Source organism: Sulfitobacter sp. TMED3, assembly GCF_002167505.1.
GTDB classification, from domain to species: domain Bacteria; phylum Pseudomonadota; class Alphaproteobacteria; order Rhodobacterales; family Rhodobacteraceae; genus Sulfitobacter; species Sulfitobacter pontiacus.
In genome coordinates this window covers 15417-39861 of record NZ_NHBI01000056.1, presented here as the reverse complement: position 1 = coordinate 39861, position 24445 = coordinate 15417, and the positions used below count along the sequence as shown (strand labels likewise).

General features: G+C 60.1%; 22 protein-coding genes, 1 tRNA gene and 1 other RNA gene. 10 read left to right on the top strand and 14 right to left on the bottom strand.

Annotation, left to right across the window (positions count from 1 at the left end; translation table 11 throughout):
- Window positions 1-6: 6 nt before the first annotated feature.
- The 9 genes from CBB63_RS13830 to acuI all read right to left on the bottom strand — a co-directional run bounded on the left by CBB63_RS13830 (window position 7) and on the right by acuI (window position 9728).
- Window positions 7-96 (bottom strand) — tRNA-Ser (locus tag CBB63_RS13830).
- An 82-nt stretch (window positions 97-178) separates the two neighbouring features.
- Window positions 179-898: an alanyl-tRNA editing protein gene (locus CBB63_RS13825; RefSeq protein ID WP_005853657.1), complete on the bottom strand. Its 720-nt coding sequence runs from the start codon at window positions 896-898 to the stop codon at window positions 179-181.
- Window positions 895-3237 carry a DUF3772 domain-containing protein gene (locus CBB63_RS13820; RefSeq protein ID WP_286699564.1) on the bottom strand — a complete coding sequence of 781 codons (2343 nt, stop codon included), beginning with the start codon at window positions 3235-3237 and terminating at the stop codon, window positions 895-897. The genes CBB63_RS13825 and CBB63_RS13820 overlap by 4 nt, the downstream gene beginning before the upstream one ends.
- On the bottom strand, window positions 3234-4268 hold the full coding sequence (locus CBB63_RS13815) for a cysteine synthase A (protein WP_005853660.1): 1035 nt from the start codon (window positions 4266-4268) through the stop codon (window positions 3234-3236). The genes CBB63_RS13820 and CBB63_RS13815 overlap by 4 nt, the downstream gene beginning before the upstream one ends.
- Window positions 4269-4282: 14 nt before the next feature.
- Window positions 4283-4969, bottom strand: a complete 687-nt coding sequence (locus CBB63_RS16425; protein ID WP_502695942.1) for an NUDIX domain-containing protein — start codon at window positions 4967-4969, stop codon at window positions 4283-4285.
- Window positions 4970-5420: 451 nt separating this feature from the next.
- A complete protein-coding gene (locus tag CBB63_RS13805; protein ID WP_286699562.1) occupies window positions 5421-5861 on the bottom strand; it encodes a TrgA family protein in 441 nt (146 codons plus the stop codon).
- A gap of 32 nt (window positions 5862-5893) precedes the next feature.
- Window positions 5894-7102, bottom strand: a complete 1209-nt coding sequence (locus CBB63_RS13800) for an SAM-dependent methyltransferase (protein WP_286699561.1) — start codon at window positions 7100-7102, stop codon at window positions 5894-5896.
- A 77-nt stretch (window positions 7103-7179) separates the two neighbouring features.
- Complete coding sequence (locus tag CBB63_RS13795) at window positions 7180-8601, bottom strand: cryptochrome/photolyase family protein (protein ID WP_286699560.1); 1422 nt, start codon at window positions 8599-8601, stop codon at window positions 7180-7182.
- 134 nt (window positions 8602-8735) lie between these two features.
- On the bottom strand, window positions 8736-9728 hold the full coding sequence (gene acuI, locus CBB63_RS13790; RefSeq protein ID WP_039912037.1) for an acrylyl-CoA reductase (NADPH): 993 nt from the start codon (window positions 9726-9728) through the stop codon (window positions 8736-8738).
- A 189-nt stretch (window positions 9729-9917) separates the two neighbouring features.
- On the opposite strand from acuI, the gene CBB63_RS13785 reads away from it, so the two are divergent.
- The 9 genes from CBB63_RS13785 to CBB63_RS13745 all read left to right on the top strand — a co-directional run bounded on the left by CBB63_RS13785 (window position 9918) and on the right by CBB63_RS13745 (window position 16224).
- Entirely contained in the window at window positions 9918-10661 is a 744-nt protein-coding gene (locus tag CBB63_RS13785) for a FadR/GntR family transcriptional regulator (RefSeq protein ID WP_286699559.1), read from the top strand.
- Window positions 10662-10691: 30 nt separating this feature from the next.
- Window positions 10692-11038: a transfer-messenger RNA gene (ssrA, locus tag CBB63_RS13780) on the top strand.
- A gap of 259 nt (window positions 11039-11297) precedes the next feature.
- A complete protein-coding gene (locus CBB63_RS13775; protein WP_286699558.1) occupies window positions 11298-12116 on the top strand; it encodes a glycosyltransferase in 819 nt (272 codons plus the stop codon).
- Window positions 12117-12271: 155 nt separating this feature from the next.
- Entirely contained in the window at window positions 12272-13528 is a 1257-nt protein-coding gene (gene chrA / locus CBB63_RS13770) for a chromate efflux transporter (RefSeq protein WP_286699557.1), read from the top strand.
- A 72-nt stretch (window positions 13529-13600) separates the two neighbouring features.
- The gene (locus tag CBB63_RS13765; RefSeq protein ID WP_286699556.1) at window positions 13601-14071 is read left to right on the top strand and encodes an SspB family protein; all 471 of its coding nucleotides are present in this window, start codon (window positions 13601-13603) and stop codon (window positions 14069-14071) included.
- Window positions 14072-14183: 112 nt separating this feature from the next.
- Window positions 14184-15578 (top strand): class II fumarate hydratase, encoded by a 1395-nt coding sequence (fumC, locus tag CBB63_RS13760; RefSeq protein WP_286699555.1) that lies wholly within the window; start codon window positions 14184-14186, stop codon window positions 15576-15578.
- Window positions 15575-15751 carry a DUF4169 family protein gene (locus CBB63_RS13755; RefSeq protein ID WP_005853675.1) on the top strand — a complete coding sequence of 59 codons (177 nt, stop codon included), beginning with the start codon at window positions 15575-15577 and terminating at the stop codon, window positions 15749-15751. Before fumC ends, CBB63_RS13755 begins: the two co-directional genes overlap by 4 nt.
- Complete coding sequence (locus tag CBB63_RS13750; RefSeq protein WP_064216470.1) at window positions 15748-15981, top strand: ribbon-helix-helix domain-containing protein; 234 nt, start codon at window positions 15748-15750, stop codon at window positions 15979-15981. The genes CBB63_RS13755 and CBB63_RS13750 overlap by 4 nt, the downstream gene beginning before the upstream one ends.
- Window positions 15982-15990: 9 nt before the next feature.
- Window positions 15991-16224 carry an N-(5'-phosphoribosyl)anthranilate isomerase gene (locus CBB63_RS13745; RefSeq protein WP_286699554.1) on the top strand — a complete coding sequence of 78 codons (234 nt, stop codon included), beginning with the start codon at window positions 15991-15993 and terminating at the stop codon, window positions 16222-16224.
- Between the two features lie 48 nt (window positions 16225-16272).
- On the opposite strand, the gene CBB63_RS13740 is transcribed toward CBB63_RS13745, so the two are convergent.
- From CBB63_RS13740 to CBB63_RS13725, 4 genes are all read right to left on the bottom strand, one after another.
- Window positions 16273-17166: a fructose bisphosphate aldolase gene (locus tag CBB63_RS13740; protein ID WP_074634870.1), complete on the bottom strand. Its 894-nt coding sequence runs from the start codon at window positions 17164-17166 to the stop codon at window positions 16273-16275.
- A gap of 69 nt (window positions 17167-17235) precedes the next feature.
- A complete protein-coding gene (locus CBB63_RS13735; protein WP_286699553.1) occupies window positions 17236-18588 on the bottom strand; it encodes a cytochrome P450 in 1353 nt (450 codons plus the stop codon).
- Entirely contained in the window at window positions 18585-19811 is a 1227-nt protein-coding gene (locus tag CBB63_RS13730; protein WP_286699552.1) for a hypothetical protein, read from the bottom strand. The genes CBB63_RS13735 and CBB63_RS13730 overlap by 4 nt, the downstream gene beginning before the upstream one ends.
- Before the next feature lie 56 nt (window positions 19812-19867).
- Window positions 19868-20620, bottom strand: coding sequence for a cytochrome c biogenesis CcdA family protein (locus CBB63_RS13725; protein ID WP_286699551.1), 753 nt, complete (start codon window positions 20618-20620; stop codon window positions 19868-19870).
- 104 nt (window positions 20621-20724) lie between these two features.
- On the opposite strand from CBB63_RS13725, the gene CBB63_RS13720 reads away from it, so the two are divergent.
- Window positions 20725-20952, top strand: a complete 228-nt coding sequence (locus CBB63_RS13720; protein ID WP_286699550.1) for a sulfurtransferase TusA family protein — start codon at window positions 20725-20727, stop codon at window positions 20950-20952.
- Between the two features lie 99 nt (window positions 20953-21051).
- On the opposite strand, the gene CBB63_RS13715 is transcribed toward CBB63_RS13720, so the two are convergent.
- A complete protein-coding gene (locus CBB63_RS13715) occupies window positions 21052-23991 on the bottom strand; it encodes an Rne/Rng family ribonuclease (protein ID WP_502695940.1) in 2940 nt (979 codons plus the stop codon).
- Window positions 23992-24445 lie beyond the last annotated feature (454 nt).

Below are 24445 nucleotides of genomic sequence, written 5' to 3'. Positions count from 1 at the left end.
GGGGTATGGCGGACAGACAGGGATTCGAACCCTGGAGACGGTCTCCCGCCTACACACTTTCCAGGCGTGCGCCTTCGACCACTCGGCCACCTGTCCATTGAGGGGGTGTTTAACGTGACCTGCAGGCGGGGTGCAAGGGGTAAAACGCGCGAAATTCAACAAGATTTCAATGCGCCGTTCAGCTGTCGAGATGGACGTAGATCCGACGGGTGCCGCGCCCCTTTTTCTCAATCTTGCCAAGGCGTACCGCGCCAATCTCTCCGGTGCGGGCAACGTGCGTACCGCCGCAGGGCTGCAGGTCGATCCATGCGTCACCCTCTCCGATTTGCACCAGACGCACGTTGGCCGCCGTGACCGGTGGTGCGACGGATAACGTCTTGACCAGCTCAGGCGCGGCTTGCAATTCCTCTTGGGTGATCCAGTGATCCGTGATCGGCAAATCCTGCGCGATATAGGACGCCAGCGCGTCCTCGATGCCGTCGCGATCCTCTGGCGCATCGGCAAGGTCAAAGTCCAGCCGCCCATGCGTGGCAGAGATTTGCCCTCCCACCACGGGGAACGGCACGACAACGGACAACAGATGCAGCAGGCTGTGCACCCGCATGTGCCGGTGCCGGCGGTCCCAATCCAGCTTCTGCGTGACATGGGTGCCCGGCTGGGGGATTTCCTCGGGTTCGGCCGGAACCAGAATGATGGACCCGTCCAGCCCCTTGACCGTTGTCGCGATCGGCATGCGCTGCTTGTCCCAGTTCAGCCAACCGCTGTCCCCCGGTTGCCCGCCGCCCGTGGGATAGAACACCGTCCGGTCCAGCACGATCCCGCCCTCGTCGGTGATGGCGATGACTTTGGCGGCGCTGTCGCGGGCATAGGCGTCGGTGAGGTAGATGGGCTCGTTCAACTGTCCTCTCCATCCTGCTTAGAGGGTTTTTCGCCGGCGCGGGTGCGCAGCCATACGTCCCGCTGGGGAAAGGGCACCTCGATGTTTTCGGCGGCAAAGCGTTCGACGATGGCGTGGTTGATATCGCTTTTGACCGACATCATCCAATTCACGTCCCGCAGGAAGGCACGGATCTCGAACTCCAGCGCGTCGGCCCCGAAGCTCACCAGCAGCACATTCGGCGCGGGGTTCGCAAGCACCAGCGGCTGGTCCTCCGCGATCTCGCGCAGGATCGCTTCGACGCGGCGGGTATCGGTGCCATAGGCCACCCCGACCGAGATGATGACCCGCCCCACGGTATTGCCACGGGTAAAGTTGGTCACCGTACCGCTGACAAGATCGGCATTCGGGACGATGACATCGGTGCGGTCAAAGGTTTCGATCCGCGTGGACCGCACCGAAATATCGCGCACATAGCCGGACTTGCCACCGACCTCGATCCAGTCGCCTTCGGAAATGGGGCGTTCGATCAGCAGGATGATCCCCGAGACGAAGTTGCTGACAATGTTCTGCAGACCGAAACCGATACCGACCGACAGTGCACCGGCGACGATGGCAAGCGAGCTAAGGTCAATGCCCGCCCCCGTGATCGCGGCCAGCGCGGCCAGAAAAATCCCGACGTAGCCCAGCCCCGACAGCAGCGCGTTCTGCCCGCCGATGTCGATCTTGGTCTTGGGCAGAACATTGCTGCGCAGCGCCCCTTGCAGCAGCCGAGTGAGCAGATAGCCGATCGCAAAGATAACCGCGAAGGCCAGTAGGTTCGACGGCGAGATCTGGCTTTCTCCGATGGTGAACCCGCGCGAAAATGCGGCCCATAACTCGGTCAGGTCAGCGACCCGTGCGCCCCAGACCAGCGCAAGCACGGGCATCGCCAGCAATAGCAAAATCAGACCGAAGAACAGCGGCATCAGCGCTTCGCGTGCGGCAATGCCCTGCCCCGTGATCGCGCCATAGACTTCAGCAGAAAAGCGTTGCAGCGCCATGACCAGCCCCAGCACCGCTAGCGTCGTCACATAGGGGCGCAGGATCGCATCCGACAGATCCTGATAGCCAAAGGCAAAAAGCAGCGGTGCCACCACAGAGACCGCAATAGCCCCCAACCCGGTACTGCGTACAACCCGCGCATGGGACGATGCTTTGGTCATGCCATCCGCGTCTGGCGTATCCTCTTCGGGTTCACGGTAGCTGCGCAGGATACGACCGATCTGGAACAGCGCGAGGCTGGTCAGCACCGCCAGCGGGAATTGCACTACCGCGCGTGTCGCCAAGCTGGGGTCGCCGATCTCAAGCACCGTCAGCGCCACGATAGACAGGATCATCACGAAGGTGATCGCGTTCACGTAGAGCCGTGCGGATTTACGTTGCTGTGCAGACAGCGGCAAAAGCGCTTCGTCTTCTTCGCGGGCAAAGACCCGTTCGGACACCCAGCGGAACCCGAAGATAAGCAGGCCGATCAGCGGCAGCAATTCAACGACCTGTGTCGCGCGTGTGCCCAGAAAACCCGATTGCCGTGCCGCGATGGTCAGCAGGTAGAGCCCCACCAGCGGGAACAGGATGCGCAACAGGGAGACGACAAAGCGCCAGATCCCCATGCCGCGCGCCTGATGAGCGCGCAGGGTATGCGCAATCTTCATCGCCCAGACACGGCCGCGGAACAGCAAGAGCAAGCCGGCAATACCCGCGAAGAAAACGGTCGGCAGGTTGTTTTCCAACGTATTCAGCGCGCTGTCTGTATTCTGTTCAGCACTTTCCTGCCAGAAAGCGGCAAAGGCATCCTGCATCTCGACCAGCGCGGGCCCCCAATAGACGGGGTTCAGCGGCGACGGCGTGGTGCGTAACAGCCGCTCGGTCTGGCGTTCGCGAATAATCTTGTCGATCTCGCGCACCAGCCCGTCTGCGCGCAGAAACTCGCGCTCTGCGATCTGCACGGGGGCCAGCAGCGCGTTCAACTGCTGGTTGATGTCGGCGCGGGTCTTGGCCACCTCTGGCGCTTCGGGTTCGGCATTTTCGCCCTCGGGCGCTGTGCCCAAGGCGGCAAGCTGGTCACGCAGCGCCGCGATACGTTCAGCGTTCAGCGTGCGCGCGGCCTCGAACTCGGACCGGTAGTTGACGATACGCCCGCGCAGGCTGTCGAGCTCGGAAGTCGGTGTGTCGGCCTTTTCAACCGATTGTTCCGCCTTGACCGCAACACTATCCCATTGCTCCGCCGTTTTCTCGACGTCGGTCTGCGCGAAAGCCGCGGTCGTCAGGCAAAGCGCCAGAAGACCGCAGGCCAGAAGCCCCCTGAGCGTCGCGATCATTGGTCTTCGAAGACGCCGGGAATGGATTGTGGGGCGCGGTCCAACCAAGCGGGCACGGGCAGATCTTTTTCGCGCAGGAAGTCGGGGTTAAACAGTTTCGACTGATAGCGCGTGCCAAAGTCGCACAGGATCGTCACGATGGTATGCCCCGGCCCCATATCCTTGGCCAGACGCACCGCACCGGCGACGTTCACACCCGACGACGCCCCAAGGCAAAGCCCTTCGTGCTGCAGCAGGTCAAAGACATAGGGCAGTGCCTCTGCGTCCGAGACGTTATAGCTGAAATCGGGCGTGAACCCTTCGAGGTTCTTGGTGATGCGAACCTGACCGATACCTTCAGCGATTGATCCGCCTTCGGCGACCAGTTCACCCTTGGTGTAATAGTTATGCAGCGCGGCCCCGTCCGGGTCGGCAATCGCGATCTTCACGCCCTTGGGCTGCAACGCCATGCCGATCCCGGCCAGCGTGCCGCCAGATCCTACCGCACAGCAGAATCCGTCCACCTTGCCGCCGGTCTGCTCCCAGATCTCGGGGCCGGTGGTTTCGATATGCGCCTGACGGTTGGCNACGTTGTCGAACTGGTTGGCCCAGATCACNCCTTCGTTCGTGGTGCGCGCCAGTTCATTNGCGAGCCGCTCCGAGTAGCGCACAAAGTTGTTGGGGTTGCGGTAGGGTGCCGCGGGCACCTGCACCAGCTCGGCCCCGGCAAGGCGCAGCATGTCTTTCTTTTCCTGACTTTGCGTTTCAGGAATGACGATCACGGTTTTGAACCCCATCGATGCGCCGACNAGTGCCAGCCCGATACCGGTGTTGCCTGCCGTGCCTTCNACAATCGTGCCGCCGGGTTTCAGCGTGCCCTTGGCGATGGCATCCTGAATGATGAACAGCGCNGCNCGGTCCTTGACCGACTGGCCGGGGTTCATGAATTCTGCCTTGCCGTATATCTCGCAGCCGGTTTCCTCGCTCGCCTTGCGCAGACGAATAAGAGGGGTGTTGCCAATGGCCTGCGCCAGATCAGATGCGACGTGCATGGGATGCTCCTAAATCAAGTTACNTCCGGTGTAGCGGCGGGCGCTTCCAACCTCAAGCGTTCCCGATGCCGCGCAAGCCAGTAAGCGGCAATCACCAGCGGCGCATTGGCAGCTTCAAGCTGGTCTACCATGGTCATCAGCGCATCAAAGCCGATGAGATGGGACCGGATATCCTCGTTTTCGGCCTCAAGCCCGTTCACNCCGGTGCTANNATCGGGCAAATCGGCAAGGCCCAGATAGATATAGAAAAATTCCGTAGAATCCCCCGGAGAGGCGTAGACTTCCGCGATTTTTTCAAGCTTGCGCAGGGTCAGACCCGCTTCTTCTTGCGCCTCGCGGTGCGCGGCGTCTTCGGGGCTTTCGCCCGGATCAACACGGCCCGCGATGGGTTCAAGNTGCCACTGCGCGCGATCCCCCCGCGCCACCGGCCCCATGCGCAGCTGCTCTACCAGCATCACCCGATCCCGCACCGGATCATAGGGCAGCACCAGCGCGGCATCGGTCGCNACGAAGACCGCACGCTCCAGCACATCGGTCATCGTGCCATCGAAACGCTCGTGCGCGAGGTGATATTCGTTCAGCGCGAAATAATTGGTATAGGCGCGGTCAATCCGGTCGATCCGGACCTTGCCGTCCAGCGTCCCTGCCCCGTGTTTCGACCGAAGCGCATTCACCTGCGCCGCTGCCCGTGACCGGATCATCGGGAACATCTGCGCCACGCGGTCGGCNGTNTAGACGCCGAAATAATCCATCACCTCGCGCGCNGCAAAGCAGCTGAGCGCACCCCAGTCTGCCTGCCACTGNGNCAGCGACCACGGGTCACGTGTTGTCCATTGATCGGGCCGCGCGAAATAGCCCAAAGCNNTTGCGCCGCTTTCCAACNTGATTTCNTGCANGTCGTAGGCAAAGCTNCCNTCGTAGAAATTCAACCGGTCCAGATCGTTCTGCCCCANCCCGCGCAGCAACAACCCTTCGGCNGATTGGCCCGGTGCCGNCACGATGCAAGGGAACGGCCCCTCGACCACGGACAAGGCGATGTGATCCGGCAAACGGTCCGGCGAGATGNCAAGCCGGTCCGCCGCGCGCCCCATCACNATTTCAAGCAGCGGNACATGCCGCAACGACCCATAGAGNAAAAGATCTGTCATCGGCTTAAGGGAACTTGCTGTCGATAAGGTTTGTGATCACGCCACTGACGGNACCGCCAATCAACACGACCGCGATGATCGGCACNGTCGCCATNATCAGGAAGTATTCGGCACCNATACCGATCATGCCCACCAGCGCCTCTCCGACACCGCCATAGCGGTGCATCATCGCGTTCTCGATCATCTCGCGGCCTGCCTGGATGAACAGCCCCCAGAACACNAGAACCACGGCACCGGTCAGCCCGATGGTGATCCCTTCGGAAACGCCACCGCCCGCACGTGCCCCCATGACCCGCCACCCGACCGCGAGCCCGAGGGCAGTATTGGTGGGAATGAAATACCCGAACTGGGTGGATTCAGGCATCAGGGGCATGATCATGCGNGAAAGGGCAAAGCCCATCAGCGCCAGGCAGAAAGCGGCTGTCAGGCGGGCAGCGGTCGGCATCGGGATTTCCTTAGACTACAAGCAATGCGCCCTCAGGCCGGACGCTTCACGGTAATCTGTGTCACATCGCAATTGCCGCTGTCAAAGGTAGACGCGCAAGAGGTGAGGTAGAAATCCCACATCCGCTTGAAGCGTTCGTCAAAGCCCATGCGCGCGATCTCTTCCCACTTCTCNTTGAAGGTCGTATGCCAGCGGCGCAGCGTGACGTCGTAACTTTTCCCNAATTCGATAGACTTTTCAACGGCTAATCCAGCACTCTCAACCTGTTGCTTCAACANCGTAGGGCTAGGCAGCATACCACCCGGAAAGATATATTTCTGAATGAAATCAACGCCTCGCTTGTACACCTTCCAGCGACGATCCGGCACGGTGATGATTTGCAGGGTCGCTTGACATCCAGGTTTAAGACAGNCGTGCAACGTGTTGAAATACGACGGCCAATACTGTTCTCCAACGGCTTCGAACATCTCGATGCTGGCAATACCATCGTAGGTGCCACGCTCGTCACGGTAATCTTGAAGCTTGAACTGAACAACATCTGCCAAGCCCGCGTTTTCAATACGTTCTTTGGCGTAGTTAAANTGCTCTTTGCTGATCGTGAGGCACGTCACCTTGAGCCCGCGTTCCTTCGCTGCATATTCAGCGAAACCGCCCCAGCCGCAGCCGATTTCCAGCACATGGTCCCCAGCCGAGACCCCCATCTGATCCACCATAGAGGCATATTTCGCGGTCTGCGCCGCCTCTAGCGATTGTTGAAAGCCGTCCTCGAAAAGCGCGCTTGAATAGGTCATCGTGTCATCAAGCCACAATTTGTAGAAATCATTCCCCAAATCATAGTGATAGCTGATGTTCTTACGCGCTTGCTTCTTGCTGTTGCGCTGCAACCAGAAGCGCAGGGATTCAAATTTNCGGATCAACCCCATGCCGGGGAATGAATCGTAGATATCCTCATTCGCATGGGCCACGTCCATAAAGGCCTGCAGGTCCGGTGTGCTCCACCATTCGTCAAGGTAGGCATCGCTNAAACCAAGATCACCCTCCCTGATAAGACGCGCGAACAAGTCATTGTTATGGATACGGATTTCCGCAATGGGCAGCGGGTTCTTTCCGGTTGNGCGAAAGCACCGCCCGTCGGGCAAAACAAAGTCGACCTGCCCGTTTTGCATTTCCTGCGCCATCGCAAAAACACGCGAGAAATATCGTGGAAGGGCAGTTTGCCCCTCGGTGCTGGTCAAAATCATTCGCTCTCCTGTATGCGCTTGGACGCGTATCTTATTGGTTTATGGGTGTTACGTGGGAGATCCACGTTTCATAAAGGTTAAAAGTTTCGCCCCTTGTAGGTTTCAAGGGCCCGTTCGCGCCCTTCGTCCAGTGCGATGATCTGTTCGGGATAGTCATCATCCGCCGACAAGGGCCAACTGCGCGGGATCGCATCAAAGAACGCAAGCGCGTCCTTATGCGGATTGGCGCGCCCTTCGGCGATCCAGCGACTGGCGTAGTCTCTATTCTTATCAAATTTATCCAGCTGTGTCTCGGGGTTGAACACGCGGAAATACGGAGACGCATCCGGCCCCGACCCCGCCGCCCATTGCCACCCCATCGCATTGCTCGCGGGGTCCCAGTCGATCAGGCAATGTTCAAACCACTTCTGCCCGATGCGCCAGTGACACATCAGATGTTTCGTCAGATAGCTCGCGACGATCATGCGGCCCCGGTTATGCATGCGGCCGGTGACATAGAGCTCGCGCATGGCGGCATCGACAAAGGGTTCGCCCGTGCGCCCCTGTTTCCAGGCCTTCACCTCGGCGCGGCGTTCATCCTCGTTCCAGGGGAAGGCATCCCATTCCTCGCGCCAATTATCGGTCAGCATCCGTGGCGTGTGATGCATCAGGTGATAGGCAAACTCGCGCCACACCAGCTCTTTCAGAAAGGTCTCCGCCCCCTGTTTACCGTCATGCAAGGCGCGCTGTGCGGCGTGCCAGCATTGATGCGGGCTGATCTCACCCAGCGACAGGTTTTCCGACAGGTTCGACGTGCCATCGGTGCCGGGAATGTCACGGGTCTGCTTATAGTCGGCCACCCCATGCGCCATGAAGACCCCCAGCCGCGACTGCGCGGCTTTCTCGCCCAGACAGACAAACGGGCGCACCACATCGGCACCACGGTCCATTCCAGCCCCCAGGTCCCAACCGTCCAGCGCATCACTGTCGGGCCAGCTTTCCGGCGCGGGCAGGTCTGAAGGTGCGGACAGCGGCGGCTCGACATCACGGGATTTGACGTTGTTCCAGAACGGCGTGTAGACCTTATAGCAGTCGCCCGCCTTGGTCTCGACCGTCCAGGGCTCGAACATGACGTGCCCCCCAAAGGATTTCGCCTCTATCCCGTCGCTGCACAGGGTCTCTTTGATCTTGCTGTCGCGTTTCACGCTGTCTGGATCATAAAGCCGCGACCAATAGACGGTGCCCGCGCCCGTCTCCTTGATCAGAGCCTGTAATACCTCAAGCGCATCGCCTTCACGCAAGATCAGCCTGCTCGACACCCCCTCAAGACTGTCCGCAAGCGCCCCGATCCCCAACCCCAGACGCCATTTCGGTGCCGCGCCAAGGGCGTCGACACTCTTGTCCTTGATAAAGACGGGTATCACGGGCCGCCCCGCGTTTGCAGCGGCAGATAGGGCCGGATGATCGCTAAGCCGCAAATCGCGGCGATACCAAAGAAGGAAGGGGCTTTTGTCGGACATGTCACACTTTGCGTTAAGGTGATGCAAAGCTAGTGCTGCCCCCGCAAGGTCAAGGCAGTACCAGTCCCTAAATACGCCAAACGGCGACCCCAAGGGGCCGCCGCCAGACAAATCGTAACCGTCGTGCCGGTGGTTTAGCCGTTCACATCAACCACAACACGGCCCCGCACCTGACCGTTGAGGATGTCTGCCCCCAGCTTGGGCAAATCGCTCAGCGTCGCAGGCACGACCATATCCTCAAGCTTGGACAGCGGCAGGTCTTTCCCGATCCGCTGCCATGCGCGCAGACGGTTGTCATAGGGTTGCATGACGGAATCGATCCCCAGCAGGTTCACACCGCGCAGCAGGAAGGGGATCACCGTGGCCGGCAACCCTGCCCCGCCTGCCAGCCCAACAGCCGCGACCGAACCGCCGTATTTCATCTGCCCCAGGACCCGCGCCAGCATCTCGCCGCCCACGGCATCAATGCAACCGGCCCAGGTTTCGGATTCCAGCGGACGTTTAACGGTTTCGTTCAACTCTTCCCGCGCGACGATCTGCGTGGCACCCAGCGATTTCAGATAATCCGCCGTATCCGGGCGGCCCGTCACACCGGCGACCTCGTGACCCAATGCAGCAAGGATGGCGACCGCGACCGACCCCACGCCACCGGCGGCACCCGTCACCAGCACCGGCCCGTTGCCTGGCACCAGCCCGTGATCCTCCAGCGCCATGACAGACAGCATCGCGGTAAAGCCCGCCGTGCCCACGGCCATGGCTTGGCGGGTATCCAGCCCCTCCGGCAGTGGCACCAGCCAGTCGGCCTTCACACGCGCCTTTTGCGCATAGCCGCCCCAATGGGCCTCGCCCACACGCCAGCCGGTCAGCACGACCTTATCGCCGGGTTTGTAGCGATCATCGTCCGATGCCTCCACGGTGCCTGCGAAATCGATACCGGGAATATGGGGATACTTGCGCACCAAACCGCCGCCCGGCCCGATGCACAGCCCGTCCTTGTAGTTCACGGTCGAATATTCGACAGCAACGGTCACATCCCCCTCGGGCAAACGGTCAAGGTCGATCTGGGTGACCTCGGCATGGGTCTTGCCGGATTCCTCGTCCTTATTCACCATCAACGCATCAAACATCATTTCTCCTGTCTCGGACCGCTGTTCAGGGCCCGCTTCATTTTGCCAGTAAACTCCGGGGAGCCCGAGGGGCTGGCCCCTCGGTTCCATGNGTTCAAGCTGCGCGCCAGTGGGGGTGCCCGCCGACTCACATCTTGCAAAATTAATGTCAGACAATTAAAGTTTTTCCAAACCATAAATGTAAGACATATGAATTCCACGCCAGAAACCGCCTCTGATCTGTCCAGCCATATTGCCGCGAACATCCGTGATGCCATCATCAAAGGTGTGCTGATCGTGGACGAACGCCTCCCCTCCGAGGCGGAGCTGTCGGCGCAGTTCAACGTCTCGCGCGCGACGGTGCGCGAGGCGCTCAAGCGGTTGGCGGCACAATCNNTGATCCGNACNCAACGGGGGGCAACGGGCGGCGCTTTCGTCAATCGCATCAGCTTTGAAGCCGCCCAAGCGCAGCAGATCACCACCTCTACCCTGCTTTTGTCNATGAACGACGTNAGCTTCGAGACCGCCTGCGAGGCCCGCTTCGCGCTAGAGCGCGCCTGCGCCCCCCTATCGGCGGCACGCAGGCAGGAGCATCATCTCGACGCGATGCAAAACGCGCTTGCCGCGCAATCTGCCCCNGATCTGTCGGANGCGGGCTTTTGCGCGGCTGATGTCGCGTTTCACCGCGCGCTGGTCGATGGGNCGTGCAATCCGGTGCTGTCCTATCAACTCGCCGGTNCNGTCGAAGCGATGCAGCCGNTGATGAACATGATCACCTTCACCGCNTGGTCCCGCGACGCCATCGTCGCNCGCCATCGTGACATCGCCNCCGCNATCGCCGCCCGCGACGCCGGCGCCGCCGCCCAAGGGCTGNCCCTGCTTGAGGAAGANACCCAGGCCCTCGCCCGCACCGTCTTTGCCCGCCGCAGCAAACAGATTGACGCGGCCCGATAGCCGCGGGTCNCCTTTCGTTTTCANAGCTTTCCCCTTGCAAAGCAAATCACGCCCCTTATATCTGGGGTGTCCTTCGGGACTATGGGTATAAACGCGCATGTAATAAGCGGTTCGGACCCGGGGGCGGTACCCGGCGACTCCACCAANCATCCGTCATTTGCGGATCATGGGGTCGAAATAGGATCGACGAACGTCTAAAGATGTTGCTTTATCTCGGCTGACTGCCACCGTTATCGGCGTAAAATGTACAATTGCAAATGACAATCGTGCTCCAATGGCGATGGCCGCGTAAGCGACCGGAACTATTGAAACTTAAGTCCTTACGTTTAGCGACCTAAGGCGGGGTTCGCAGGTACCTGGCAACAGAAACCTGCACTTACCCCCCCCTAAATTCCCACCTTCAAGCGCATGATATGCAGTTTTCGCCTGCTTATGNTCAGGCNNGTCATCGCCTGTGCTGCAATCGAANGGCAGCTTGCATAAGCACTTCGTCCGCTTCAGAATGAAGGGCAGAACACCCAAGCCCCTTGNCCCCTGACTTTCAACGCGCACNGCGGGTTTGTTTGACTTGNAGTCNAAAAGTCCATAATTTTTAATAAGATACATTACCCGCCCACAAAGCAGAGAAGCCGCTCAATGTCCCAATCGACTGAAATCCTCGTCTCAACCCGGTTCTCGTTTCTAGGGGCGTCAGGATGGCAAAGCGACTTTTCCAAAGANGCGGCGATGCTGTTCGATAAAAACAGGCTATTGCGGCGGCTGTGGCTGTTCAACAATATCGCATTGGCGAGCCTCGCGTCGCAAACGGACGATAACTTTCACCATTTCATCCTNTCCAGCGATCAGATGCCCGATTGGGCAAAATCAGAGCTGACCGATATGTGNGAAGACCGTTTAGGGGCTGGTAAGTTCACGATACAATTCGCGCCGCAGGGCCCGGCGAGGAAGTTTCAGCGCCACGCAATCGCAAAATTCGCAGGGAGCGATCCTGTNGCGCAAGTCGTCCTTGATGATGATGACGGGCTGTCTTCGGATTTCATNGNAACGCTCCGAGCGCATCTAGCGCAAGCCGAGCCGCTCGAAGCNGAGGGCACGCCCCATTTTTACACNTTNCCAAAGGGNTACGCATTGGGCCTGCGTGACGACGAGGTTCAGTTATGGGCACATCGCTTTAAATTCATTAATTTGGGTCTGACGATGGTTGGCAGGAAAGACCATAAAAACATATTCGGCATCGGCCATATGGATGCACCAAAACGGTTNGGNTACANCAGCGACACTCGGAAACTCATGTATATCCGGACGTTGAGCGACGTGAACGACTCGCGTGTCAGCGTCGGTGAAAGATGGACAGAGGTCGAGAATTGGCGCGACGACGAGGACTTTAAATCAAGGTTCNCTTGGATGCTGGACGTGCCGTTCAAAGAGTTCAACGATTTCGATAGTTTGGCGTGATAGCAACCTGCGCCCCCTAGCCTGACAATCCGCATCCTTTGAAACCCGCCGCGCATATGTGCGGGCAGCGCCAATCGGTGCCCCACCGGCGCTTGACCTCGGGGGCCGGTACTGCGACCTCTGGCGCGGGGCATCGTGAGAGGCATATGCGAGATATGAGTGTACCGGAATGGGGCCTGCTGGCGCGTGTGTTCGGGCGGATCGGGGTGCTGTCCTTNGGGGGGCCAGCGGCACAGATCGCCNTGATGCACAAAGAGTTGGTCGAGCGTCATCGCTGGCTTTCGGAAGACGGTTTTTTGCGCGCGCTGTCCTTGTGCATGTTGTTGCCCGGGCCAGAGGCNATGCANCTGGCGACCTATGCCGGATGGCGGCTGCGCGGCACCCTTGGNGGGCTGTTGGCGGGGCTTTTGTTTGTACTCCCCGGGGCTGCGGTCATNCTGGCGCTGGCCTTTGGCTATGCGTATTTCGGCCAGCTTCCCTTGGTTCAAGCCGCGTTCATGGGCATCAAGGCGGCGGTCATTGTCGTGGTCTTTCAAGCCTTGCGCAATNTGGGACGNAAAGCNTTGCACGGGCGCGCGGGATGGGTGCTGGCTGCGCTGGCCTTTGTGGCTCTGTTCGTCTTTGGTCTGCCCTTCCCGCTGNTCATTCTGGGNGCNGGCCTTTGGGGNGCTTTNGGTGCCANCGGGCACGGCAGCNTGGNCGAGNTTGAGGGGCTACATCACCGCCCTGCCCGCCCNTTCGGCGTNATNGGNCTTTGGGTCGCGCTATGGGCGTCGCCGNTGCTGNTTGTCTGGGGTATGGGGAATGAATTCCTGCTCAAGATCGGGCTNTTCTTCTCGAANCTCGCGGTGGTGACCTTTGGCGGNGCCTATGCGGTGCTGGCCTATATGGCGCAGACCGTGGTGCAGGATCACGGGTGGATCACCACNGANCAGATGATCGACGCCTTGGGGCTGGCCGAGACGACGCCNGGCCCTCTCATTCTGGTAACGGAGTTTGTCGCCCTGCTGGCAGGTTTTGCCCAATCGGGNCCATGGGGCGCGGTCTCGGCCGGNGCTCTGGCGCTCTGGGTGACGTTTACGCCCTGTTTTCTATGGATTTTCCTTGCCGGCCCGTATCTGGAGGCGATCTCGGCGCAGCCGCGGCTGGCGGGGGCCTTGCGCGCGATTACCGCCGCCGTCGTCGGCGTGATTGCCAANCTATCGGTCTGGTTCGCGCTGCATGTGATGTTTGAACGCGTGCTGCCTATGGCGCATCTGGCCGTGCCTCTGCCTGATTGGNGCAGCTTTGATCCCGTGGCCGCTGTNNTGACNGGTGTGGCGGNNGTGTTGATGCTGGGGCTGCGGTTCGGCTTTGTCCTGACGATGACGATAAGCGCTGCATTGGCCCTTTGCTGGCGCCTGNTGCTATAAATTTTTGCGCCCCCTTTTCACTGGTGCGAAATGCCGTATGCTATCGCCATCAACCAAGGCCGGAGAGAAGTAATGAGCCGAAGCATTGAGTATGGCAATCTGATGCACGATGCCATGCGCGGGTTAATTCGTCAGGTATTACTTGACGTTGCAGCCAATGGACTGCCCGGCAACCATCACTTNTTNATCACGTTCGACACCTCNCATCCGGATGCGGAACTGGCCGATTGGCTGTCNGACCGCTACCCCGGCGAGATGACCGTTGTCATGCAGCATTGGTACGACAAGCTTGAGGTCACCGAGGAAGGATTCTCGGTCACGTTGAACTTTGGCGATGCGCCCGAACCGATGTATATCCCCTACGACGCGATCCGCACNTTTGTGGACCCGTCGGTGGAATTCGGCCTGAAGTTCGAACAGCAAGAACCCGGNCAGCAGGACGAGGACGAAGACCTGCCCCAACAAGACGAAAGCGAGCTTGAGGTCGAGGAAGAAGCCCCCAAAGCCGCCGANATTGTATCGCTGGACAGCTTCCGCAAGTAATCGACCGATCACCGCGCCTTGTCGCCAAGGTTAGCGCCATCGGCTCATTGCACCGCTGCGGCCCGCGGGGTAAACCCTGATCAGACATAAGCCCAAGATCAGGAGCCTTTTCATGGCCGATACCCGNACAGAAACCGACAGCTTTGGCCCATTGGAAGTGCCGTCCGANAAATACTGGGGCGCGCAGACCCAGCGGTCGATCATCAACTTCCCCATCGGGTGGGAAAAACAGCCCGTGCCGATCATCCGCGCCCTTGGCGTCGTGAAAAAAGCCTGTGCGATGGAAAACCTGAACCAGGGCAATCTGGACCAGAAGCTGGCCGATGCCATCACCGCCGCCGCGACCGAGGTGATCGAGGGCAAGTTCGACGACAACTTCCCGCTGGTCGTCTGGCAGACCGGTTCCGGCACCCAGTCGAACATGAACGCGAACGAGGTGATCTCGAACCGCGCGATCGAGATGCTGGGCGGCGAGATGGGGTCGAAAGATCCGGTCCACCCCAACGACCACTGCAACATGGGACAGTCGTCCAACGATACCTTCCCCACCGCGATGCATGTCGCCATCGGCATGCAGGCCCGCGATGTACTGCTGCCCGGCCTGCAAAAACTGCACGATGCCTTGGTCGCGAAGTCCGAAGAGTTCAAGGACATCATCAAGATTGGCCGGACCCATACCCAGGATGCGACACCGCTGACCTTGGGTCAGGAATTCTCGGGCTATGCGCATCAGGTGAAAAAGGGGATCGAACGGGTCAACGCCTGCCTGCCCGATATCTACGAACTGGCCCAAGGCGGTACTGCCGTTGGCACCGGTCTGAACACCAAAAAAGGCTGGGCCGAGGCCGTGGCCGCGCATATGGCCGAAATCACCGGCCTGCCCTTTGTCACCGCGCCCAACAAGTTTGAATCACTGGCCGCTCATGACGCGATGGTCATGTTCTCGGGCGCGCTGAAAACCGTTGCGGGATCGCTGTTCAAGATCGCCAATGACATGCGCTTGCTGGGGTCCGGCCCGCGTTCGGGTCTGGGCGAGTTGATCCTGCCCGAGAACGAGCCCGGTTCGTCGATCATGCCGGGCAAGGTGAACCCGACGCAGGCCGAAGCGCTGACCATGGTCTGTGCCCATGTCATGGGTAACGACGCCGCCGTCGGCTTTGCCGGCTCGCAAGGGCATTTCGAGCTTAACGTCTACAACCCGATGATGAGCTATAACGTCCTGCAATCCATGCAGCTTTTGGGCGACAGCGCCTCGGCCTTCACGGACAATATGGTTGTCGGCACTCAGGCCAATGTCGAACGTATCGACAAGCTGATGAAAGAAAGCCTGATGCTGGTCACAGCGCTGGCCCCCACGATTGGCTATGACAACGCGACCAAAGTCGCGAAGACGGCCCACAAAAACGGCACGACGCTCAAGGAAGAAGCAATCGCCTTGGGCTTTGTCGATGCCGAAACATTCGACCGCGTGGTGCGGCCGGAGCAAATGATCGGACCCAAAGAATGAGCGCCCCCATCAACCTCAACAAGGTCAAGAAAGAGCGCAACCGCGCCTCGCGCAAGGCCCGTGCCGATGAAAACGCGGTACAGTTCGGCCAGAGCAAGGACCAGAAAGAGGTTTTGAAAGCCCGTCTGGCGCAAATCTCGCGCAATCTGGAAGCCCATAAGCGCGACACATGAGCGCCCGACCGGTGAAACATTCGGTGACCCTTCGGGGTCACCGCACGTCGATCTCGCTGGAGGATGAATTCTGGCAGGAATTGCGCGACCTTGCGCAAGAGATGGACATGCCGATCAATGCGCTAGTGGCGCAGATCGATGCAGAGCGCGGCGTTGAAGCGGGGCTGGCCTCTGCTATCCGCGTCTATGTGCTGCGTGCATTAAAGGAACGTTTACCTTCGCGGGGGTAAGTTTCCCCCATGGTCAAACAACAGTATTCTCCATTGTCGCCCGAGGGCTGGATGCTCGCCCTATTCAGTTCGAAGGCCGCCCGCAGCGGGTGTGTCGTGCGGCGGAATGTCAGGGATGTCGAAAGATATGTGGGCCGCCAAGCATTCGAGCAAGAACTGCTACGCCGCGGTTATCACGCTGTGGAGAATGCGGGCCAGCTCGTGATCTTTTGCAATCAGGAACCGATCCGCATTATTGTTTAGGGGTTTTCTTCCCAAGAAAACCCCCGCGGAATTTAGGAAAACTCCAATTTAGGCGACAGAGGCGTCGTAGATCTTGCTGATGTTCTGCCCCAGTGCCGTGTTGAACTCGGCATCCGACATCTTGACGTTCAACCCTTCGGTCAGCGCGCGCGAGAAACTGGCGATCATCTTGGGGTTTTGCGTCAAACGCGCGCAGGCGTCTTCGGTGGAATAGCCGCCCGACAGCGCTACGACCCGCAGCACATTGGGGTGATCCGCAAGGCTGTCATAAAGCCCCGCAACTTCTGGCAGCGTCACCTTGAGCATCACCAGTTCCTCCGCCGACAGCGTGGCCAAGTGCTTCTCGAGCTCGGATTTCAGGATGTCCTCGGCTTCCGCCTTGCTCTCGGAATGGATGTTCACCTCTGGCTCGATGATCGGGACCAGACCGGCGGCGCAGACAGTTTTGGCGACGGCGAATTGCTGCGCCACGACCGACGCGATCCCCTCAGCGTTGGCCGATTGGATGACCGACCGCTCCTTGGTGCCAAAGATACCCGCGGCTTTCGCGCGCTTCAGCAGATCGTCCAGCTCGGGCATGGGTTTGAGCAGCTGCACGCCGTTTGCTTCGTCTTCCAGACCTTTGTCGATCTTCAGGAAAGGCACGACGCCGCGGTCTTCCCATAGCAGTTGGGCCACCGGTTTGCCGTTAATCGTGTTGTCCATCGTGCGTTCGAACAGGATCGCGCCCAGAACTTTGTCAGAGGTGAAATCATCGGCCAGAATGATCCGCGCGCGCATGTCGTGCATGGCTTGGAACATCTCGGCATCGCCGGAGTAATCGGAAGGTTCAACGCCATAAAGGCTCAGCGCCTTGGGGGTCGATCCGCCCGACTGGTCCAATGCGGCCACAAACCCCTGCCCTGTTTCCATTTGTGTGCGCTGTGCGTCTGTCGTGGTCATGATGATCCTGGCCCTTATTGATTCCGTCGAATGTTCGTTTAACGCATCTATTCCCGCGATGATATATCGTTAGCGCCGGACAAAGCGCAGCAAAATGCCGTCTTTTGAACGAACTGTCAGATGTGCCACGGGAACAGGTGGCTTTTCGCCGACAACCTCTATGCGGTAATCGCGCAGGATACGCGACAGGATCAACGGGCCTTCGACCATGGCAAAGCCCGCCCCCGGGCAGACCCGCGCGCCAGCACTGAACGGCAGATAGGCCTCGCGCTGGCATTTCTTGCCGTTCTCGCTGTGCCAACGCGCCGGATCAAACCCGTCGGGGTTGTCCCACAGTCGTTCGTGACGATGCAGATGCCACGGGCTGATCACCACCTGTGCACCACGCGCGACGGTCCGGTCGCGGAACGTCGCGGGGCAGCTTGCTTCGCGCACCATCATCGGCACGGGGGGATAAAGCCGCAGTGCCTCGCGGAAGACATCGCGGCTTTGCCTAAGCTTGCCCATGACCGCAAAATCGCACTGGTCGATCGCCTGTGCCTCTTCGGCCAGACGGTCCTGCCAGTCGGGATGGGTCGCTACCAGATACATCGCCCATGCCAGCGCCGAGGCGCTCGTCTCGTGGCCCGCAAGAAAGAAGATCGCGACCTGATCGACCATTTCTTCGGTGGTAAAGGTAGAACCGTCTTCGGGGTCGGACGTGGTCATGATCTTGGTCGCCAGATCGTCGGGGGCGGTGCCCGCCTTGATCGCCTCCATCCGCTCGGCCGTCAGTGCGGTGATCAGTCGCCGGATCTTGGCTGCGCTGCGTTTGGTGTCGCGGCGGAACAGCCGTGGCAGCCAGCGGGGCAACGGCACAAAGGCCGCGATGTTCAGGATCGGCTGGCTGCGCTGATAGGTTTTGAATTCGTCAAAAACCTCGCGCGCCATATGGTGTTCGATGGGAATCGAAAACAACGTGCGAAAGATCACATCCGCCGCCGCGTGGCTGGTCTGCGCCTCGACCTCTAGCGGCGCGCCATCATAAGGGGCAAGCCGTGCCGCCGCTGCCTCTGCCGCGTCCCAGATGGCGGGAAAGGTCTCGCGCAAGCGGCCCCCTTCAAACGCGGGGTCAATGATGCGCCGCTGTCGTTTCCATATCGCCCCGTTGGTCAGGAATACCGAATTGCCAAGCAGCGGGCGCAATCCTTCGCCGATCCGGTCGGACTTGGGATAATCGTCCGGGCGCGTCTTGAGCACGGTCTGGATCAGATCGGGTTGGTTGATCAGATAACTGCGGAAGAACGGCGTCTTGAACTCTGCCATCCAGGCCCGATACAGCCGTGCGGGCTGCGCCGACAGGATGTCTTGGCGAAAGAGCCGCGCATAGCGCCAAAGCGACACTTTCGCGGGGCGGCTCTCGGGTTTGGGGGGCAGCGTCATGGCGCGGTAGAGGTGAATTTATTCACCGGTTTGACAATGCGCGACCGGGATGCAGGCCGTCCGGCATAGCGTTCGGCCAGACTGTGCGGGCCGGCGGTGATCTGGAAATAGTCATAGTCCTTCGGCGCATCAAAGGCGCAGAGGTATTGGAAATGCAGCCGGAAAAACCGCCAGCGCAGCTCCTTCCAGCGGGAGGGGGTCAGCGATTGGGTAAAAGCCGCCGAAAACACCAGCGGCCAGCGTTTATCCTCGGGGGCAACGCCCGACACCGCTACCGGATCGCAAAGCGCAAAGGCACAGCCGTCGCCGGGGGCGGTCACATCGACCCATGTCAGACCCTCGCATTGGGACAGAAAGCGCAAATCAGCACGCAGACGGTGGGCATCGCGCAGGAAAGACACCATCGGCACCACCTGCCCCAAAGTCATAAAGGCCAGCGCAGGCCCGTCAGCAGGAACACGGCCCGCGCGGATCAGATCGGCAAGGATCGACACCCCCAGATGCGCGCCGGAGGAATGGCCCACGACAAGCACCTCGTCCACATCAGACCTCAGCGCCTGCGCGATGGCATCCCCGAATTCGGTCATGCGCGTTTCAAGCGCGGGCGGGTTCGCCCCGCGCGTCGCGGCCCCGAAGGCGTAATCATGCATCAGGTAATAGGCGAAAAGCTTGCCATCGTGTTTCTTGAACCAGCGCAGCACCTGCCAGCCCAGCCCCACGCCAGCGGCGGCGACGATCCCCTTGAACCACGCAGGCCCGCCAAAGAAGGTCACCCCCGCGTAAAGCAGCTTGCCCGCGAGGGCAGCGATCAACAGTTGCAGCAGCAACATCCCCACCGGATAAAGCGCCGCAATCACCGGCCCCTTGCGCAGCTTCATCAACCGCCAAAGCGCACCCGATGCGATATAGACCCAAGCCGTCTGCACCAACTGCCCATAGGTCGCTAGGATCGAATTGCTCATGGAGATACGCACGATGTCGGACCAGACGAGCACGTCGACCTGAGCCTCTACATCAACGCCATCGATATGCGCGGCGACGTTCCAGCCGTAGTTCCCGCCGCCCGTCTTGGGCGACAGCGCGATCTGATAGTCCGAGATCTGCGCCTGTGCGCTGCCTTCCTTGCGGTAAAGCTCGCGGTAGCGGCGCGGATGAATGGGGTCGTAGCCCGGGATATAGAAAACCCGTCGCGTCCTGACTGTCTGCTCTATGTTCTCGGCCATCGTTCACCCTGTATTTCGCCGCAGCTTAAACAGGTTTTCCGGCAAGAGTAAGGCGCCTAACCCAAGGCTCCCAATGCAGGAAATGTTTCCAGCAACCAGAAAGAGAAGGTCGTAAACGCCCCCGTCAGCAGCGCCAGACCGACGACCACCAGCAAGATCCCCATGCCGCGTTCGATCAGCTTCATATAGGGCTTGATCCGGTTCATGACCTGGGTGGCGCGGGTGATGAACATCGCCGCCAGCAAGAAGGGAATACCCAAGCCAGCCGCATAGACCCCCAGCAAAAGCGTGCCGCGCGTGACCGAGGCTTCGGACGCCGCGAGCGACAGGATCGCACCAAGCTGCGGCCCGATGCAGGGTGTCCAGCCGAAGGCGAAGGCCAGCCCAAGGATATAGGCCCCAAAGGACGTGCCGCCCTTGTCGCCCGCATCCAGACGCGCCTCTTGATCCAGAAAAGGAATGCGGAAGACGCCGAGAAAATGCAGACCAAAGATGATCACCACGATGCCCGACATCCGCGCGAAGAGCACCTGATTTTGCAGGAAGAAGGCCCCGAAGACCGAGGCCGTGAACCCCAGAATCAGGAACACCGTACTAAGCCCCATAACAAAGAACAGGGCCGCGATGACAGCCTTGCGGCGCGCGGCGGCGACCGATGACATGTCGTTCAGGCTCACCCCGCTCATATAGGCGAGGTACGGGGGGACGATGGGCAGGACGCAGGGGCTCAGGAAGCTGATGATCCCGGCGGTCAGCGCGATGAGTATGGCGGGCAGTAGTCCCGCGTCGATCAGGTCAAATCCAAACATGACATCAGCCATAATCTGCTTTGTCCGGCGCGTCACCTGCTGTTGTGCGTGATCCCCGTCACAAGGTTGTGGACGCGTTGAAACATGTGGCTTATCTGAGGATCATGACAGATAAAAACTTTCTCGACGCGACGGGGCTTTTGTGCCCCCTGCCCGTGCTCAAAGCCCGTAAACGCCTGCAATCATTGGCCTCTGGCGATCTTCTGACCGTGCATGCGGATGATCCCGCNGCGATNATCGACATCCCGCATTTCTGTGCCGAGGCNGGTCACAGCCTTGAAAGCGCCGCGATGGACGAAACGCCGCAGGCCTATGTGATCCGCAAAAAGTAACGGTCCCGCNGCCCCACGTGCCGCGGATACCGCAGATAAAAAAGGCAGACCCGAAGGTCTGCCTTTTTGCGTTTCCATATGTCAGCGCAGGGGCGCTGCTTAGCCGCCCAAGGACCACCAGCCGCGCCGCTTGGGCTTGGCGGGTTTTTCGGGCTCCGCCTGCGGGGTCGCCTCGGGCTGAGGTACCTCGGTGACCGGTGGCTCCGGCTGGATTTCCTGCGCGGGCGGCATTTCCGTCGGGGTGCTATCGGGCACTTCGGTCGGGGCCGGCGTTTCCTCCACCTCGGCGGGCTGGGACGGCTGCGCGGGCGTGGGTTCCGGCGTCGGGATCGGCGTCGGCTCCTTTGCGGGCTCGGGCGTCGGCGCGTCTGGTGTCACCTCTGGCTCNGGCTTGGGCTCGGGGGTTGGCTGCTCTTNNGGCGCAGGTGTTTCCTCGGGCTTGGGTGCCTCTTGCGAGCCCTCTTCGGTAGCCTCAACCGGCGCGGCCTTGGGCTTGCGCGTGCGGGTCCGCTTGGGTTTTGGCTTGGGCGCGTCTTCGGCGGCGTCCGCGTCGGCAGGGGCCGCGTCGGCAGGTTTCGCGTCCTCGGAGGTCTTGGCGTCCGCGTCTACGGTCGCTTCTGCCGCGGCATCCGCCTTGGGCCTGCGGGTCCGGCTGCGGGTGCGCTTGGGTTTGTCCTGCGGTTTCGCGTCATCAGAAGCGCCGTCTGCAGTCGCATCCGTTTTCGCGTCATCTTTGGAACCCGCAGTNTCCGCCTCGGTTTGCGCGGGCGCGTCGNTATCGCCGTTGTCACCGTTGGTGTTGCTATCGCCGTTGTTTTCACCGTTGGCGGCATCATCCCCGTTGGATTTGCCACCCCGACGCCGCCGGCGACGACGACGACGCTTGGGTTTCCCTTCGCCATCATTGTCATCGTCAGAGCCATTGTGCTGGTTCTGCCCGCCATTGCCGTTGCCGGTAGGTTCATTGTCAGCNTTGTCCGCATCTGCTTCCGCATCGACATCCAGATCNTCGACCTCGTCCATGATGGAGGTATCAACCGACACCACATGTTCGATCGGCGTGACNACGCGTGTCGCGGTCTTGAACTTTTCAAGCGAGAAATCGGGGCTGACCAAAGCGGGGTCGCCTTCGATGCGCACGGCCATGCCATAGCGGCCTTCGATATGGGCGATATGTTCGCGCTTCTGGTTCATCAGGAAGTTGGCGATGCCGACGGGCGCGGTGATCAATACCTCGCGCGACCGTTTGCGGGTGCCCTCTTCCTCGATCTGGCGCAGGATCGACAGCGCAAGGTTGTCGTCCGACCGGATCAGGCCGGTGCCGTGACAGGCGTGGCACGGCTGGGTCGTCGCCTCGATCATNCCGGGNCGCANACGCTGGCGCGACATTTCCATCAGGCCAAAGCCGGANATNCGGCCCACCTGAATACGCGCACGGTCGGTTTTCAGCTTTTCCTTCATCAGCTTTTCAACGGCGGCGTTATTGCGACGCTCGTCCATGTCGATAAAGTCGATGACGATCAGACCGGCCAGATCNCGCAGACGCANCTGNCGNGCGACTTCGGCGGCGGCTTCCAGGTTGGTCTTGGTCGCGGTCTGTTCGATGGAGCCTTCNTTGGTGGCCCGGCCCGAGTTCACGTCGATGGCGACAAGCGCTTCGGTCACACCGATCACGATATACCCGCCCGAAGGNAGCTGNACCGTGGGGTTGAACATGCCCGANAGGTAGCTTTCGACCTGATAGCGCGCGAACAAGGGCAGCGTTTCGCTATANAGCTTCACGTTCTTGGCGTGGGACGGCATGATCATNTTCATGAAGTCCTTGGCGATGCGGTACCCGCGTTCACCTTCGACAAACACCTCGTCAATCTCGCGGTTATAAAGGTCGCGGATCGAGCGTTTGATCAGGTCGCCTTCTTCATAGATCTTGGCNGGCGCGATGGATTTCAGCGTCAGCTCGCGNATCTGTTCCCACAGGCGTTGCANGTATTCNTAGTCGCGCTTGATCTCGGCCTTGGTGCGTTGTGCACCGGCGGTGCGCACGATCAGACCGGCACCTTTTGGNACCTGAATTTCGTTTGCGATCTCTTTCAGCTTCTTGCGGTCNGCGGCGTTGGTGATCTTGCGGCTGATGCCGCCCCCACGCGCGGTGTTGGGCATGAGCACGCAATANCGNCCAGCCAGCGACAGATAGGTTGTCAGCGCGGCACCCTTGTTGCCACGTTCCTCTTTAACGACCTGCACCANCAGGATCTGNCGCACCTTGACGNCTTCCTGGATTTTATAGCGCTTGGGCCGTGGCTTGCGCGCGGTGCGCAGATCNTCGTGATCATCGTCNTCCGCCACGGATTCGATGCTGTCATCCTTGGAGGACGCATCTTTAGCCTTGGGGCTATCNTCGCTGTCATCCGCGTCGTCGCTGTCGTCCTGATCATCGGCACCAGGTTTTGCGGCGTCTTTCGCATCTGCTTTGGCGGCCTTGGGCGTGTCACCTTCTGCCTTGCTGTCATCACCGTCTGGCTCTTCGACAGGCGTTTCGGCAACCCGCTCCATCGGAGAGGAGCCTTCTTCATCGTCCAGATCGACGGTCTGCATGCCGTTGATCTGNTCGCTGTCGGTGGCATCGGCGTCTTTNCTGACCGTCGCGTCATCGGACACGGTGTCTTCGGCCTTNGACTTGCTGCGGCTGCGCGAGCGTGTCCGGCGTTTGGGTTTTTCGTCTTCGTCTTCCTTGGCGGCCTGCGCTTCGGCATAGGCACGCTCTTCCTCCATCAGCGCCAGACGGTCGGCGACGGGGATCTGGTAGTAATCGGGGTGAATTTCCGAAAAGGCGAGGAAACCATGACGGTTGCCGCCATAATCCACAAACGCGGCCTGCAACGAAGGTTCNACCCGCGTGACTTTCGCGAGGTAGATATTGCCAGCTAGCTGGCGTTTATTCTCTGATTCAAAGTCAAATTCTTCGACCTTGTTTCCNTCAACCACAACAACGCGAGTTTCCTCAGCGTGGGTGGCATCGATAAGCATTTTCTTAGGCATAAATCCATTTTGCACAGCTGCGCAAACAGCAGCCCCGGTGGGGCGCTGCGAGGCAGGGTATGTCTTGTCAGGGCGATGGGTGACGCGGCTAAAACAGGGCCCAAAAGGCCGCCTGTCTGTCTGCTCTTGGCGTCTGCGCGCGTCATCGCGGTTCTTCTCCGACATGGGTGGTGCGTACCGCGCCCCCATATCCATTAATTTACTGCGGTTGTCCGGCCAAAGGCACGGCGCAATCGTCAGCGGTTCTTGAGCCTTTTTTAAGGGCCTAATCGGTCTGCCTGGTCACCACATGCCGGGGAACCGAGGCATCGAAACTGTCTGGGGTCTGGTTTGCCATCCAAAGAGGCAAACAGNCCTATCTACAATTAACGGCAGAAGGCACCAAATGACAATGGGAAATCGCGTTTAGCGGCTTTACAGATACGGGGGCCGATAGCGGTATCACGCCCCCCGC

Excerpts from the sequence above, each read along its gene's own strand:
- CBB63_RS13820 (WP_286699564.1), bottom strand. The coding sequence starts at position 3,237 with ATGATCGCGACGCTCAGGGGGCTTCTGGCCTGCGGTCTTCTGGCGCTT.
- CBB63_RS13795 (WP_286699560.1), bottom strand. The coding sequence starts at position 8,601 with ATGTCCGACAAAAGCCCCTTCCTTCTTTGGTATCGCCGCGATTTGCGG.
- acuI (WP_039912037.1), bottom strand. The coding sequence starts at position 9,728 with ATGTTTGATGCGTTGATGGTGAATAAGGACGAGGAATCCGGCAAGACC.
- CBB63_RS13755 (WP_005853675.1), top strand. The coding sequence starts at position 15,575 with ATGAGCGCCCCCATCAACCTCAACAAGGTCAAGAAAGAGCGCAACCGC.
- CBB63_RS13750 (WP_064216470.1), top strand. The coding sequence starts at position 15,748 with ATGAGCGCCCGACCGGTGAAACATTCGGTGACCCTTCGGGGTCACCGC.
- CBB63_RS13745 (WP_286699554.1), top strand. The coding sequence starts at position 15,991 with ATGGTCAAACAACAGTATTCTCCATTGTCGCCCGAGGGCTGGATGCTC.
- CBB63_RS13740 (WP_074634870.1), bottom strand. The coding sequence starts at position 17,166 with ATGACCACGACAGACGCACAGCGCACACAAATGGAAACAGGGCAGGGG.
- CBB63_RS13735 (WP_286699553.1), bottom strand. The coding sequence starts at position 18,588 with ATGACGCTGCCCCCCAAACCCGAGAGCCGCCCCGCGAAAGTGTCGCTT.
- CBB63_RS13730 (WP_286699552.1), bottom strand. The coding sequence starts at position 19,811 with ATGGCCGAGAACATAGAGCAGACAGTCAGGACGCGACGGGTTTTCTAT.
- CBB63_RS13725 (WP_286699551.1), bottom strand. The coding sequence starts at position 20,620 with ATGTTTGGATTTGACCTGATCGACGCGGGACTACTGCCCGCCATACTC.